The organism is Streptomyces sp. NPDC096012 (assembly GCF_040426375.1).
Classification (GTDB): Bacteria; Actinomycetota; Actinomycetes; order Streptomycetales; family Streptomycetaceae; genus Streptomyces.
Genome location: NZ_JBEOTD010000032.1, coordinates 92335 through 106447 on the forward strand (window position 1 = coordinate 92335; position 14113 = coordinate 106447).

Below are 14113 nucleotides of genomic sequence, written 5' to 3' on the forward strand. Positions count from 1 at the left end.
ACGCGCGCCCGCCGCTTGCGGCGGCGCCCGAGGCAGACGAACCCGAAGACGAAAGTATCCACCTGTGAGTGAGACCACGCACGACGGTACGGTCGCGGTGACCGCCGCCCCGTCGCCCGACGAGGGACTGACGGCGGCCGAGCTCGCCGCCAAGTACGGGCTCGCCGTGAGCGGTGCCCGGCCCTCGCTCGGGGCGTACGTCCGTCAGCTGTGGGGACGGCGCCACTTCATCCTCGCCTTCTCCCAGGCGAAGCTGACGGCGCAGTACAGCCAGGCCAAGCTCGGCCAGCTCTGGCAGGTGGCCACCCCGCTGCTGAACGCGGCCGTGTACTACCTCATCTTCGGCCTGATCCTGCACGCCAGCCGCGGCATGTCACAGGACGTGTACATCCCGTTCCTGGTCACCGGCGTCTTCGTGTTCACCTTCACGCAGAGCTCGATCATGTCGGGTGTCCGCGCGATCTCCGGCAACCTCGGACTGGTGCGCGCCCTGCACTTCCCGCGCGCCTCGCTGCCCGTCTCCTTCTCGCTGCAGCAGCTCCAGCAGCTGATGTTCTCCATGATCGTGCTGTTCCTCGTGGTGATCGGGTTCGGCAGCTACCCGGGCATGTCCTGGCTGCTGATCCTGCCCGTGCTGGTGCTGCAGTTCCTGTTCAACACCGGGCTCGCGCTGATCCTGGCGCGGATGGGCGCCAAGACGCCGGACCTGGCGCAGCTGATGCCCTTCCTCCTGCGGACGTGGATGTACGCCTCCGGCGTCATGTTCTCGATCAGCAAGATGCTGGAGGGGCGCCCCGAGTGGATCGTCCGGGTGCTCCAGGTCAACCCGGCCGCGGTCTACATGGACCTGATGCGGTTCGCGCTGATCGACGGATACGGTGCCTCGAACCTGCCGCCGCACGTGTGGGCCGTCGCCCTGTTCTGGGCGGTCGCCGTCTTCGCCGGCGGTTTCGTGTACTTCTGGAAGGCTGAGGAGCGGTACGGCCGTGGCTGAGCAGAACAACCAGGACCTGCGCCCGACGGTCATCGCGGACGAGCTGCACATCGTCTACCGGGTCAACGGCGCCAAGACCGGCAAGGGCAGCGCGACGGCCGCCCTGAGCCGGATCCTGAAGCGCGGCGAACAGCGCGGGGTGCGCAAGGTGCACGCCGTGCGCGGGGTCTCCTTCGTTGCCTACCGCGGCGAGGCCATCGGGCTGATCGGCTCCAACGGCTCCGGCAAGTCCACCCTGCTGCGGGCCATCGCCGGGCTGCTGCCCGCGGAGAAGGGCAAGGTCTACACCGACGGCCAGCCGTCCCTGCTGGGTGTGAACGCGGCCCTGATGAACGACCTCACCGGCGAGCGCAACGTCATCCTGGGCGGTCTCGCCATGGGTATGTCCCGGGAGCAGATCAAGGAGCGTTACGAGGACATCGTCGACTTTTCGGGCATCAATGAAAAGGGCGATTTCATCACGCTTCCGATGCGGACCTACTCCTCGGGTATGGCGGCGCGCCTGCGGTTCTCCATCGCCGCCGCCAAGGACCACGACGTCCTCATGATCGACGAGGCGCTGGCCACCGGTGACCGCAAGTTCCAGAAGCGCTCGGAGGAGCGGATCCGCGAACTGCGCAAGGAGGCCGGGACGGTTTTTCTGGTCAGCCACAACAACAAGTCGATCCGTGACACCTGCAACCGCGTCCTCTGGCTGGAGCGCGGCGAACTGCGCATGGACGGACCGACGGACGAGGTCCTGAAGGAATACGAGAAGTTCACGGGCAAGTAGCCCATTTCGGCCAGGGCCCCGCCGGAAACGTCCGGCGGGGCCCTGCTGCGCAAAGGAAACGTCAACTCCCGCCGCCGTCAGGAATCTTGAAGCCAATCGGTGTGTTGTTGTGATGTGCAGGACACCCCGACGGACCGTGCTGCGTTGTACAACGTAAGCTGTACCGGTGCCGGAAAGTGGCAAGTGGGGCGATAATGCGCGACACCCTCCATCGGGGCGGCCTCGCGCAATGCCGGGCGGCGTGTCCGAAATAGTGTGTATTGGGTCGGCAGTGTAGAACGGGAGATGTGACGGCAATGGCGACGGAAACTCCCCAGCTCAACGCAGCATGTGCCGTCCCAGCCGAGGGCAGTGCCCGATGACGGCCGCCGACACGGCGCCGGACCCGGAACGCGCCACACTCGACAAGGCCACGAGCGAGAACTTCCCCGTCGCCCCTTTCTTCCTGCCCCGGGCCTGGCGTGACGACCTCATGGCCGTCTACGGATTCGCCCGCCTCGTGGACGACATCGGCGACGGCGACCTCGCCCCCGGCGGTGCCGACGCCCGCCTGCTCGGCGTGTCGGCCACCGACGCCGAGGACCGCCTGGTCCTCCTCGACGCCTTCGAGACGGACCTGCGCCGCGTCTTCGACGGCACCCCGCACCACCCCCTGCTGCGCCGCCTGCAGCCCACCGTCCGCCGCCGCGGCCTCACCCCCGAGCCGTTCCACGGCCTGATCGCGGCCAACCGCCAGGACCAGCTCGTCACCCGGTACGAGACCTTCGACGACCTCGTCGCCTACTGCGCACTGTCCGCCAACCCGGTCGGCCGCCTCGTCCTCGCCGTCACCGGCACCTCGACCCCGGAGTGGATCCGGCTGTCCGACGCGATCTGCACCGCCCTGCAGATCGTCGAACACCTCCAGGACGTCGCCGAGGACCTCCAGCGCGACCGCATCTACCTGCCCGCCGAGGACATGAAGCGCTTCCATGTCCAGGAAACGGACCTCGCCGCGAAAATGACGGGCGCATCGGTGCGCGCCCTGGTTGCATACGAGGCGCAACGCGCCCGCGATCTGCTGAATGAAGGCGCCCCCCTGGTGGGTAGCGTCCACGGCAGGTTGAAGCTGTTGCTCGCGGGGTTCGTGGCGGGGGGAAGGGCGGCGATCCGGGCGATCGCCGCCGCCGATTACGACGTACTTCCCGGCCCGCCCAGACCCGGCAAGGTCCAGTTGCTGCGTGAGGCGGGCGTGATCCTGCGAGGAGAGAGGTGATCCGGGCCGTGGATTCTCCGCCGCACGTGTCCCCACCGGTACTCGCCGCCTACAGCTACTGCGAGGCCGTGACCGGGCAGCAGGCCCGTAACTTCGCGTACGGCATCCGGCTGCTGCCGTCGGCCAAGCGCCGCGCCATGTCGGCGCTGTACGCGTTCTCCCGGCGCGTCGACGACATCGGCGACGGCGACCTGGCCGACGACGTCAAGCTGGCGCGGCTGGCGGACACCCGGGCGCTGCTCGCGCGGATCCGGCAGGACGAGGTCGAGGAGGACGACACCGACCCGGTGGCCGTCGCCCTCACCCACGCGAGCCGCGCCTTCCCGATCCCGCTCGGCGGCCTGGACGAGCTGATCGACGGCGTCCAGATGGACGCACGGGGAGAGGCCTACGAGACCTGGGACGACCTGAAGGTCTACTGCCGGTGTGTCGCCGGTGCCATCGGCCGTCTCTCGCTCGGCGTGTTCGGCACCGAACCCGGCGCGCGCGGCGCCGAGCGGGCACCCGAGTACGCCGACACGCTCGGTCTCGCGCTGCAGCTGACCAACATCCTGCGGGACGTCCGCGAGGACGCCGAGGGCGGCCGCACCTACCTGCCCGCCGACGACCTCGCCAAGTTCGGCTGCTCGGCCGGGTTCGACGGGCCGGTCCCGCCGGAGGGCTCCGACTTCGCGGGCCTGGTGCACTTCGAGGTACGCCGGGCCCGCGCCCTCTTCGCCGAGGGCTACCGGCTGCTCCCCATGCTCGACCGGCGCAGCGGCGCGTGCGTGGCCGCCATGGCCGGCATCTACCGCCGGCTGCTGGACCGCATCGAGCGCGACCCCGAGGCGGTGCTGCGCGGCCGGGTCTCGCTCCCCGGCCGTGAGAAGGCGTACGTCGCCGTGCGCGGCCTGTCCGGCCTGGACACCCGGCATGTCTTCCGGCAGGCCGTCAGGAGGCGCGTTTGATGGGCCCGTCCGAACCGGCCGGCACGCGCCGGGCAACCCGTTGCTGCGGCGTGGCGTCCCTGACTGCGACGACCGGGCGTGCACCGTTCAACCAGCACGTTCGGCACGCACGGAAGGACGCACGATGAGCGACGGCGCACGCCCCGCGCAGGCACAGCACGGCACCCCGCCGGCGCCAGGGCGCAGTGCCGTGGTGGTCGGCGGTGGCCTCGCCGGCATCACCGCGGCGCTCGCACTCGCCGACGCGGGAGTCCGGGTCACCCTGCTCGAAGGCAGGCCCAGGCTGGGCGGCCTCGCCTTCTCCTTCCAGCGCGGCGACCTGACCGTCGACAACGGCCAGCACGTGTACCTGCGCTGCTGCACCGCCTACCGCTGGTTCCTCGACCGGATCGAGGGCACGGCGCTGGCACCGCTGCAGGACCGCCTCGACGTGCCCGTCGTCGACGTCGCCAAGCCCGCGGGCAGGCGGCTCGGCAGGCTGCGGCGCGACCCGCTGCCCGTCCCCCTGCACCTGGGACGCAGCCTGGCCGCCTATCCGCACCTCTCGCTCGCCGAGCGTGCCGCCGTCGGGCGGGCCGCGCTCGCGCTCAGGGCACTCGACCTCACCGATCCGGCCCTGGACGCACAGGACTTCGGCGGCTGGCTGGCCGCACACGGCCAGTCGGCGCGCGCCGTCGAGGCCCTGTGGGACCTGGTCGGGGTCGCCACCCTCAACGCGGTCGCGGGCGACGCCTCACTGGCGCTCGCCGCGATGGTGTTCAAGACCGGTCTGCTGTCCGACCCGGGCGCGGCCGACATCGGCTGGGCCCACGTCCCGCTGGGCGAACTGCACGACCGGCTGGCCCGCAAGGCGCTCGACTCCGCGGGCGTCCGTACCGAGGTCCGTACACGCGTCACCTCCGTCTCTACCAACGAGAACGGCGGCTGGAGCGTTCAGGTTCCCGGCGAGCGGCTTCAGGCCGACGCCGTCGTGCTCGCCGTACCCCAGCGCGAGACCCACGACCTGCTGCCGCCCGGCGCCCTCGACGCCCCCGGCAGGCTGCTCCAGATCGGCACCGCGCCGATCCTCAACGTCCATGTCGTCTACGACCGCAAGGTGCTCGCGACACCGTTCCTCGCGGCCCTCGGCACCCCCGTCCAGTGGGTCTTCGACCGCACCGACGCCTCCGGGCTGTCGAGCGGCGGCCCCGAGGGGACCCCGTACCCCGGTGGTGGCGGGCGACGGGCGGGACAGTACCTCGCACTGTCCCAGTCGGCCGCGCAGGACGAGATCGACATGCCGGTCGCCGACCTGCGCGAGCGCTACCTGCCCGAGCTGGAACGACTGATTCCCGGTACCCGCGCGGCCGTGGTCGAGGACTTCTTCGTGACCAGGGAGCGCACGGCCACGTTCGCTCCCACCCCCGGCGTCGGGCGGCTGCGGCCCGGCGCCCGCACCAAGGCCCCCGGCCTGTACCTGGCCGGAGCGTGGACCGCCACCGGGTGGCCCGCGACCATGGAGAGTGCGGTCCGCAGTGGAGTGAGCGCGGCCGATGCCGCGCTGAGCGCCCTGGGCCGGCCCCGCCCCAGCCGTCTCTTCGCGTTCGAGGAGGCGGCCTGATGCTCGATCAGCGCGCGGCGTGCCCCCGCACCACCGGTACCGCAACAAGAGGAGAGACTGTGCCCACTGTGCCCCCGGCCTCGACGCCCGCTCCACGGGCCGCGGTGGACGTGACCGCGCTGCTGGAGCGCGGGCGGACCCTGGCCACACCGGTCCTGCGTGCGGCCGTCGACCGCCTGGCGCCTCCCATGGACACCGTCGCCGCCTACCACTTCGGCTGGATCGACGCCGCCGGCAACCCGGCCGACGGCGACGGCGGCAAGGCCGTCCGCCCCGCGCTCGCCGTTCTCTCCGCCGAGGTCACCGGCGCCCGCCCCGAGGTGGGCATCCCCGGTGCCGTCGCCGTCGAACTCGTCCACAACTTCTCGCTGCTGCACGACGACCTGATGGACGGCGACGAGCAGCGCCGGCACCGCGACACGGTCTGGAAGGTGCACGGACCCGCCCAGGCCATCCTGGTCGGCGACGCCCTGTTCGCCCTCGCCAACGAGATCCTGCTGGAGATCGGCACCGTCGAGGCCGGCCGCGCCACCCGCCGGCTGACCGCCGCCACCCGCGCGCTGATCGACGGCCAGGCCCAGGACATCTCCTACGAGCACCGCGACCGCGTCAGCGTCGAGGAGTGCCTGGAGATGGAGGGCAACAAGACCGGCGCGCTGCTCGCCGCCTCCAGCTCCATCGGCGCGGTCCTCGGCGGCGCGGACGACCGCACCGCCGACGCGCTGGAGAAGTACGGCTACCACCTCGGGCTCTCCTTCCAGGCCGTGGACGACCTCCTCGGCATCTGGGGCGACCCCGAGGCCACCGGCAAGCAGACCTGGAGCGACCTGCGCCAGCGCAAGAAGTCCCTGCCGGTGGTGGCCGCGCTCGCCGCGGGCGGCCCCGCCTCCGAGCGGCTCGGCGAGATGCTCGCCGCCGATGCCAAGAGCAGCGACTTCGCGAGCTTCTCCGAGGAGGAGTTCGCCGCCCGCGCCGCCCTCATCGAGGAGGCCGGCGGCCGCGAGTGGACCGCCGAGGAGGCCCGCCGCCAGTACGCCGTCGCCCTCGAAGCCCTCGACGCCGTCGACATGCCCGACCGGGTGCGCGCCTCCTTCACCGCGCTCGCCGACTTCGTCGTCGTACGAAAGAGATGATCACTATCGGCTCGAAGAACCTCGCGTAGTCGCCGGCCGGTGTCTGTCCCGCGCTCTCGGTCTCCGTCCGAGCAGTCGAGGGCCCAGGGACGCAGGACACCGGCCGACGGCGGACCCACAGCAGCACGACTCGCACGACTGCACGAAGGGGAAGCCATGACAGCGACGACCGACGGAAGCACCGGGGCGACTCTGCCGCCTCGCGCAGCCGCGGCCAGCGACACCACTCTCAGCACCCCCGAGGCGACCGGGGTACAAGAAGCCGCCGCTCGCGCCGCGAGGCGCGCCACCGACCACCTGCTCGCCCGGCAGGACGCCCAGGGCTGGTGGAAGGGCGACCTGGAGACGAACGTCACCATGGACGCCGAAGACCTGCTGCTCCGACAGTTCCTGGGCATCCTCGACCGGTCGACGACCGAGGCCGCCGCCACGTTCATCCGCGGCGAGCAGCGCGCGGACGGCACCTGGGCGACCTTCTACGGCGGCCCCGGCGACCTGTCCGCCACCGTCGAGGCGTACGTCGCCCTGCGCCTGGCCGGCGACGCGCCCGACGCCCCGCACATGGCGCGGGCCTCCGCCTGGGTCCGCGAGCGCGGAGGCATCGCGGCCGCCCGCGTCTTCACCCGGATCTGGCTCGCCCTGTTCGGCTGGTGGAAGTGGGAGGACCTGCCCGAACTCCCGCCGGAGCTGATCTGGTTCCCCACCTGGATGCCGCTCAACATCTACGACTTCGGGTGCTGGGCCCGGCAGACCATCGTGCCGCTCACCATCGTCTCGGCCAAGCGCCCGGTCCGCCCGGCGCCCTTCCCGCTGGACGAGCTGCACACCGATCCGGCCCGGCCCAACCCGGTCAAGCCGCTGGCCCCGATGGCCAGTTGGGACGGCGCCTTCCAGCGTCTGGACAAGGCGCTGCACCGGCTGCGCAAGGTCGCGCCGCGCAGACTGCGCAAGGCCGCGATGAACTCAGCGGCCCGCTGGATCATCGAACGGCAGGAGAACGACGGCTGCTGGGGCGGCATCCAGCCCCCGGCCGTGTACTCGGTCATCGCCCTGTACCTGCTCGGCTACGACCTCGAGCACCCGGTGCTGCGCGAGGGCCTCGCCTCGCTGGACCGTTTCGCCGTCTGGCGCGAGGACGGGGCCCGGATGATCGAGGCCTGCCAGTCCCCGGTCTGGGACACCTGCCTCGCCACCATCGCACTCGTCGACGCCGGTCTGCCCACCGACCATCCGCAACTGGTCAAGGCGGCCGACTGGATGCTCGGCGAGGAGATCGTCCGCCCCGGTGACTGGTCCGTGAAGCGGCCCGGACTCCCGCCCGGCGGCTGGGCGTTCGAGTTCCACAACGACAACTACCCGGACATCGACGACACCGCCGAGGTCGCCCTCGCGCTGCGCCGGGTCAGGCACCACGACCCCGAGCGCGTCGACCGGTCCATCGGCCGGGCGGTGCGCTGGAACCTGGGGATGCAGTCGAAGAACGGCGCATGGGGCGCCTTCGACGTCGACAACACCAGCCCGTTCCCCAACCGGCTGCCGTTCTGCGACTTCGGCGAGGTGATCGACCCGCCGTCCGCGGACGTCACCGCGCACGTGGTCGAGATGCTCGCCGCCGAGGGCCTCGCCCCCGACCCGCGCACCCGGCGCGGCATCGACTGGCTGCTCGCCGAACAGGAGCCGGACGGCTCGTGGTTCGGCCGCTGGGGGGTCAACTACATCTACGGCACGGGCTCGGTGGTGCCCGCACTCACCGCTGCCGGCCTGCCCGGCTCCCACCCGGCGATCCGGCGAGCGGTGACCTGGCTGGAGAGCGTGCAGAACGACGACGGCGGCTGGGGCGAGGACCTGCGCTCCTACCGGCACGTCAAGGAGTGGAGCGGCCGCGGTGCCTCCACCGCCTCGCAGACCGGGTGGGCGCTGATGGCCCTGCTCGCGGCGGGGGAGAAGGGCTCCAAGGCCGTCGAGCGCGGGATCCGGTGGCTGGCCGAGACCCAGCGTGCGGACGGCTCCTGGGACGAGCCGTACTTCACCGGCACCGGCTTCCCCTGGGACTTCTCCATCAACTACCACCTGTACCGGCAGGTGTTCCCGCTCACCGCGCTCGGCCGGTACCTGCACGGCGACCCGTTCGAGCGCAACCTGCTCGCCAAGGCCGAGAAGACGCCGGCGAAGGCGGAGAGGAGCTGACTTGAGCAAGCAGCCCGTCCCGGCCCCGCTGCTGGTCGCCTGTGCGCTCGGCATCGAGCACCTCGCCCTGCGCACCGGCGACCGCGGCGGAGCCGGCGGGCCCTACACCGTCGTCCGCACGGGTATGGGCCCCCGGGCGGCGGAACGATCCATCACCGGCCGGCTGGCGGTCCCGGCCCTCGCCGGAGCCGCCGTACTGGCCACCGGCTTCTGCGCCGGCCTCGCCCCCGGCATGCACCCCGGCGACCTGGTCGTCGCCGAGGAGACCCGGGACCCGCGGGGGACCGTCCCGTGCACGGGTTCCGGTCTGCTGGTCAGGGAACTCACCCGCGTCCTGCCCGGACGCACCGTCCACACCGGCCCGCTCACCGGCTCCGACCACGTGGTCCGGGGCGCGGAGCGGGCCGGCCTGCGTGCGACCGGCGCGATCGCGGTCGACATGGAGTCGGCGGCCACGCTCCTGGCCGCCGTCCGCGCGGGCGTCCGCACGGCTGCGGCCGTACGGGTGGTGGTGGACGCTCCTGAACACGAGCTGGTCCGGATCGGCACGGTCCGCGGTGGAATATCAGCCTTCCGTGTTCTTCGTTCCGTACTTCCTGCATTCCTCGAATGGCACCGTTCTTTGTTGCTCCCCCGGAGGTGAGCCAGATGGCCATGCCGTTGCGTCAGTCCATCAAGGTCGCTACTTATTTGGCCGAACAGAAGCTCCGCAAGCGGGACAAGTTCCCGCTCATCGTCGAACTGGAGCCGCTGTTCGCCTGCAACCTCAAGTGCGAGGGGTGCGGCAAGATCCAGCACCCGGCCGGTGTGCTCAAGCAGCGCATGCCGGTCGCCCAGGCCGTGGGAGCGGTGCTGGAGTCCGGTGCGCCGATGGTCTCCATCGCCGGCGGCGAACCCTTGATGCACCCTCAGATCGACGAGATCGTGCGCCAGCTGGTGGCGAAACGGAAGTTCGTCTTCCTGTGCACCAACGCGATGCTGCTGCGCAAGAAGATCGACATGTTCAAGCCCTCGCCCTACTTCGCCTTCGCCGTGCACATCGACGGGCTGCGCGAGCGGCACGACGAGTCCGTCGCCAAGGAGGGCGTGTTCGACGAGGCGGTGGAGGCGATCAAGGAGGCTCAGCGGCGCGGCTTCCGGGTGACCACCAACTCCACCTTCTTCAACACCGACACCCCGCAGACCATCATCGAGGTGCTCAACTTCCTCAACGACGACCTCAAGGTCGACGAGATGATGATCTCGCCCGCCTACGCCTACGAGAAGGCGCCCGACCAGGATCACTTCCTGGGCGTGGAGCAGACCCGCGAGCTGTTCAAGAAGGCCTTCGCGGGCGGCAACCGCAGGAAGTGGCGGCTCAACCATTCCCCGCTCTTCCTGGACTTCCTCGAGGGCAAGGTCGACTTCCCGTGCACGGCCTGGGCGATCCCGAACTACTCGCTCTTCGGCTGGCAGCGCCCCTGCTACCTGATGAGCGACGGCTACGTGCCGACGTACCGCGAGCTCGTCGAGGAGACCGACTGGGACAAGTACGGCCGCGGCAAGGACCCGCGCTGCGACAACTGCATGGCGCACTGCGGCTACGAGCCCACCGCCGTCCTCGCCACCATGGGCTCCCTGAAGGAGTCGCTGCGGGCCCTGCGCGAGACCGTTTCGGGCAACCGGGACTGACCCGACGACCGCCGTCGCCCCGGGCGTTCCCGGGGCGCCGGCCCGTCCCGTGGCGCCGCGGCGTCGGCCGCGGTCGATCCACGACGGGCCGGTGGCGGCCGGGGAGGCCGAAAAGCGCGCCGAGCGGAGGGGCCCGGCAGGACAAGTGGGTTGAGGCAAGGCACGGACCGAGAGGGGGCCCGAGCGTGACCATTCTGGAGACGATCCGCGGACCACACGACCTGAAGGCGCTGTCCGAGGCGGAACTCGTGGAACTGTCCGCCGAGATACGTGAGTTCCTGGTGCACGCGGTGGCGAGAACCGGCGGTCACCTCGGACCCAATCTGGGGGTGGTGGAACTGTCCGTCGCGCTCCACCGGGTCTTCGAGTCACCGGTCGACCGCATCCTGTGGGACACCGGCCACCAGAGCTACGTACACAAACTGCTGACCGGCCGTCAGGACTTCTCCAAGCTGCGCGGCAAGGGCGGCCTGTCCGGCTACCCCTCGCGCGAGGAGTCCGAGCACGACGTCATCGAGAACAGCCACGCCTCCACCGCGCTCGGCTGGGCCGACGGTCTCGCCAAGGCCAACCAGGTGCGGGGGGAGGAGGGGCACGTCGTCGCGGTCATCGGGGACGGCGCGCTGACCGGCGGCATGGCCTGGGAGGCGCTCAACAACATCGCGGCGGCCAGGGACCGGCCGCTGATCATCGTCGTCAACGACAACGAGCGGTCGTACTCCCCGACCATCGGCGGCCTGGCGAACCACCTGGCCACCCTGCGCACGACGGACGGCTACGAGAGGTTCCTGGCCTGGGGCAAGGACGTGCTGCTGCGGACCCCGGTCGTCGGCAGCACGGTCTACGAGTCCCTGCACGGCGCCAAGAAGGGCTTCAAGGACGCCTTCGCCCCGCAGGGCATGTTCGAGGACCTGGGGCTCAAGTACGTCGGTCCGATCGACGGCCATGACATCGGCGCCGTCGAGTCCGCGCTGCGCCGGGCGAAACGCTTCCACGGCCCGGTCCTGGTGCACTGCCTCACGGAGAAGGGCCGCGGCTACGAGCCCGCCCTCGCCCACGAGGAGGACCACTTCCACACCGTCGGCGTGATGGACCCGCTCACCTGCGCCCCCCTCGCGGCCTCCAGCGGGCCCTCCTGGACCTCCATGTTCGGCGACGAGATGGTGCGCATCGGTCAGGAGCGGCAGGACGTCGTGGCCATCACTGCGGCCATGCTGCACCCGGTGGGTCTGGGCCGATTCGCCGAGCGCTTCCCCGACCGGGTGTGGGACGTGGGCATCGCCGAGCAGCACGCGGCCGTCTCCGCGGCCGGCCTCGCGACCGGCGGCCTGCACCCGGTCGTCGCCGTGTACGCCACCTTCCTCAACCGCGCCTTCGACCAGCTGCTGATGGACGTGGCCCTGCACCGCTGCGGGGTGACCTTCGTGCTGGACCGGGCGGGTGTCACCGGCGTGGACGGCGCGTCCCACAACGGCATGTGGGACATGTCGCTCCTCCAGGTCGTGCCCGGCCTGCGGATCGCCGCCCCGCGCGACGACGCCCAGCTGCGCGCCCAGCTGCGCGAGGCCGTCGCCGTGGACGACGCGCCCACCATGGTCCGCTTCCCGAAGGAGTCCGTCGGCCCGCGGATCCCGGCCGTCGACCACGTGGGCGGGATGGACGTCCTGCACCGCGCCGTGCGCCCCGAGGTGCTGCTGGTGGCCGTCGGCGTGATGGCACCGGTGTGCCTGCAGGCCGCCGAGCTGCTGCAGGCCCGCGGGATCGGCTGCACGGTGGTCGACCCGCGCTGGGTCAAGCCCGTCGACCCCGCCCTGCCCGGCCTGGCCGCCGCACACCGGCTGGTGGCCGTGGTGGAGGACAACAGCCGCGCCGCGGGCGTCGGTTCGGCCGTCGCGCTGGCCCTCGGCGACGCCGACGTGGACGTGCCGGTACGGCGGTTCGGGATCCCGGAGCAGTTCCTCGCGCACGCCAAGCGCGGCGAGGTACTGGCCGACATCGGCCTCACGCCCGTCGAGATCGCCGGGCGGATCAGCGCGAGCCTGGCCGTCAAGGACGCGGACGGCACAGCCAAGGAGAACGCATGACCACCGAGTTCGACCTCGGCGCCCTGCTCGCCGAGCGCGGAGCCGAGCGCTACGAGCTGCACACGAAGTACCTCAACGCGCAGCTCCCGCGCATGCTGCACACCATCGGCTTCGACCGGGTCTACGAGCGCGCGGAGGGCGCCCACTTCTTCGACGCGGAGGGCAACGACCACCTCGACATGCTCGCCGGGTTCGGCGTGATGGGCCTCGGCCGCCATCACCCGGTCGTCCGCAAGGCGCTGCACGACGTCCTCGACCTCGACCTCGCCGACCTCACCCGGTTCGACTGCCAGCCGCTGCCGGGCCTGCTCGCGGAACGGCTGCTCGCCCACAGCCCGCACCTGGACCGGGTGTTCTTCGGCAACAGCGGCACCGAGGCCGTCGAGACGGCCCTGAAGTTCGCCCGGTACGCCACCGGCAAGCCGCGGGTCCTCTACTGCGACCACGCCTTCCACGGCCTGACCACCGGCTCGCTCTCGGTCAACGGCGAGGGCGGCTTCCGCGACGGGTTCGCCCCGCTGCTGCCCGACACCGCCGTCCCCCTCGGTGATCTCGACGCCCTCGCAAGGGAGTTGAGGAAGGGCGACGTCGCCGCTCTCATCGTCGAGCCGATCCAGGGCAAGGGCGTGCACGAGGCACCGCCCGGCTATCTGCGCGCCGCCCAGGAGCTGCTGCACCGGCACAAGGCGCTGCTCATCGCCGACGAGGTGCAGACCGGACTCGGCCGTACCGGCGATTTCTACGCCTACCAGCACGAGGACGGTGTGGAACCGGACCTCGTGTGCGTGGCCAAGGCCCTGTCCGGCGGTTACGTACCGGTCGGCGCCACCCTCGGCAAGGACTGGATCTTCAAGAAGGTCTACTCGTCCATGGACCGTGTACTGGTCCACTCGGCCAGCTTCGGTTCCAACGCCCAGGCGATGGCGTGCGGCCTGGCCGTGCTGTCGGTCATGGAGAACGAACAGATCGTCGCCGGGGTGCGCAGGACCGGCGACCTGCTGAAGTCACGGCTGACGGCGCTGATCGACACCTACGAACTGCTCGCCGACGTCCGCGGCCGGGGCCTGATGATCGGCATCGAGTTCGGCAGGCCGTCGTCGCTGGGGCTGCGCAGTCGCTGGACCATGCTCCAGACCGCCCGCAAGGGCCTGTTCGCGCAGATGGTGGTCGTACCGCTGCTCCAGCGGCACCGGATCCTCACCCAGGTCTCCGGCGACCACCTGGAGGTGATCAAGCTCATCCCGCCGCTGATCATCGACGAGGCGGACGTGGACCGGTTCGTGGAGGCCTTCACCGCCGTGATGGACGACGCGCACAGCGGCGGCGGCCTGATGTGGGACTTCGGCAAGACGCTGATCAAACAGGCGGTGGCGGGCCGCTAGTGAGCTGGTCCGGAGATCCTGTCGCAGTAGCGGCAGATGCGGTCGATGATCTGGTCCGCGGTCTTGGTCCATCTGAAGGGACGGGCCT

The 14113-nt window shown here is 71.0% G+C and carries 12 protein-coding genes; all 12 read left to right on the forward strand.

The window, feature by feature from the left end; all coding sequences use genetic code 11:
- Nucleotides 1-64 precede the first annotated feature (64 nt).
- The 12 genes from ABVB68_RS27025 to ABVB68_RS27080 all read left to right on the forward strand — a co-directional run bounded on the left by ABVB68_RS27025 (nt 65) and on the right by ABVB68_RS27080 (nt 14025).
- On the forward strand, nt 65-994 hold the full coding sequence (locus ABVB68_RS27025; RefSeq protein WP_353603749.1) for an ABC transporter permease: 930 nt from the start codon (nt 65-67) through the stop codon (nt 992-994).
- Nucleotides 987-1766: an ABC transporter ATP-binding protein gene (locus tag ABVB68_RS27030; protein WP_353603750.1), complete on the forward strand. Its 780-nt coding sequence runs from the start codon at nt 987-989 to the stop codon at nt 1764-1766. The genes ABVB68_RS27025 and ABVB68_RS27030 overlap by 8 nt, the downstream gene beginning before the upstream one ends.
- Nucleotides 1767-2124: 358 nt before the next feature.
- Nucleotides 2125-3021, forward strand: a complete 897-nt coding sequence (hpnC, locus tag ABVB68_RS27035; protein WP_353603751.1) for a squalene synthase HpnC — start codon at nt 2125-2127, stop codon at nt 3019-3021.
- A complete protein-coding gene (hpnD, locus tag ABVB68_RS27040; protein WP_353603752.1) occupies nt 3018-3968 on the forward strand; it encodes a presqualene diphosphate synthase HpnD in 951 nt (316 codons plus the stop codon). Before hpnC ends, hpnD begins: the two co-directional genes overlap by 4 nt.
- Nucleotides 3968-4096 (forward strand): DUF6380 family protein, encoded by a 129-nt coding sequence (locus ABVB68_RS27045; RefSeq protein ID WP_353603753.1) that lies wholly within the window; start codon nt 3968-3970, stop codon nt 4094-4096. Before hpnD ends, ABVB68_RS27045 begins: the two co-directional genes overlap by 1 nt.
- Nucleotides 4093-5568, forward strand: coding sequence for a hydroxysqualene dehydroxylase HpnE (gene hpnE / locus ABVB68_RS27050; protein WP_353603754.1), 1476 nt, complete (start codon nt 4093-4095; stop codon nt 5566-5568). Before ABVB68_RS27045 ends, hpnE begins: the two co-directional genes overlap by 4 nt.
- Nucleotides 5568-6701 carry a polyprenyl synthetase family protein gene (locus ABVB68_RS27055; RefSeq protein WP_353603755.1) on the forward strand — a complete coding sequence of 378 codons (1134 nt, stop codon included), beginning with the start codon at nt 5568-5570 and terminating at the stop codon, nt 6699-6701. Before hpnE ends, ABVB68_RS27055 begins: the two co-directional genes overlap by 1 nt.
- A 156-nt stretch (nt 6702-6857) precedes the next feature.
- Entirely contained in the window at nt 6858-8888 is a 2031-nt protein-coding gene (gene shc / locus ABVB68_RS27060; protein ID WP_353603756.1) for a squalene--hopene cyclase, read from the forward strand.
- A 1-nt stretch (nt 8889) separates the two neighbouring features.
- On the forward strand, nt 8890-9531 hold the full coding sequence (locus ABVB68_RS27065) for a phosphorylase family protein (protein WP_353603757.1): 642 nt from the start codon (nt 8890-8892) through the stop codon (nt 9529-9531).
- 5 nt (nt 9532-9536) lie between these two features.
- Nucleotides 9537-10559, forward strand: coding sequence for an adenosyl-hopene transferase HpnH (gene hpnH / locus ABVB68_RS27070; RefSeq protein WP_353603758.1), 1023 nt, complete (start codon nt 9537-9539; stop codon nt 10557-10559).
- A 185-nt stretch (nt 10560-10744) separates the two neighbouring features.
- Complete coding sequence (dxs, locus tag ABVB68_RS27075; protein WP_353603759.1) at nt 10745-12643, forward strand: 1-deoxy-D-xylulose-5-phosphate synthase; 1899 nt, start codon at nt 10745-10747, stop codon at nt 12641-12643.
- A complete protein-coding gene (locus ABVB68_RS27080; RefSeq protein WP_353603760.1) occupies nt 12640-14025 on the forward strand; it encodes an aspartate aminotransferase family protein in 1386 nt (461 codons plus the stop codon). The genes dxs and ABVB68_RS27080 overlap by 4 nt, the downstream gene beginning before the upstream one ends.
- Nucleotides 14026-14113: the final 88 nt, after the last annotated feature.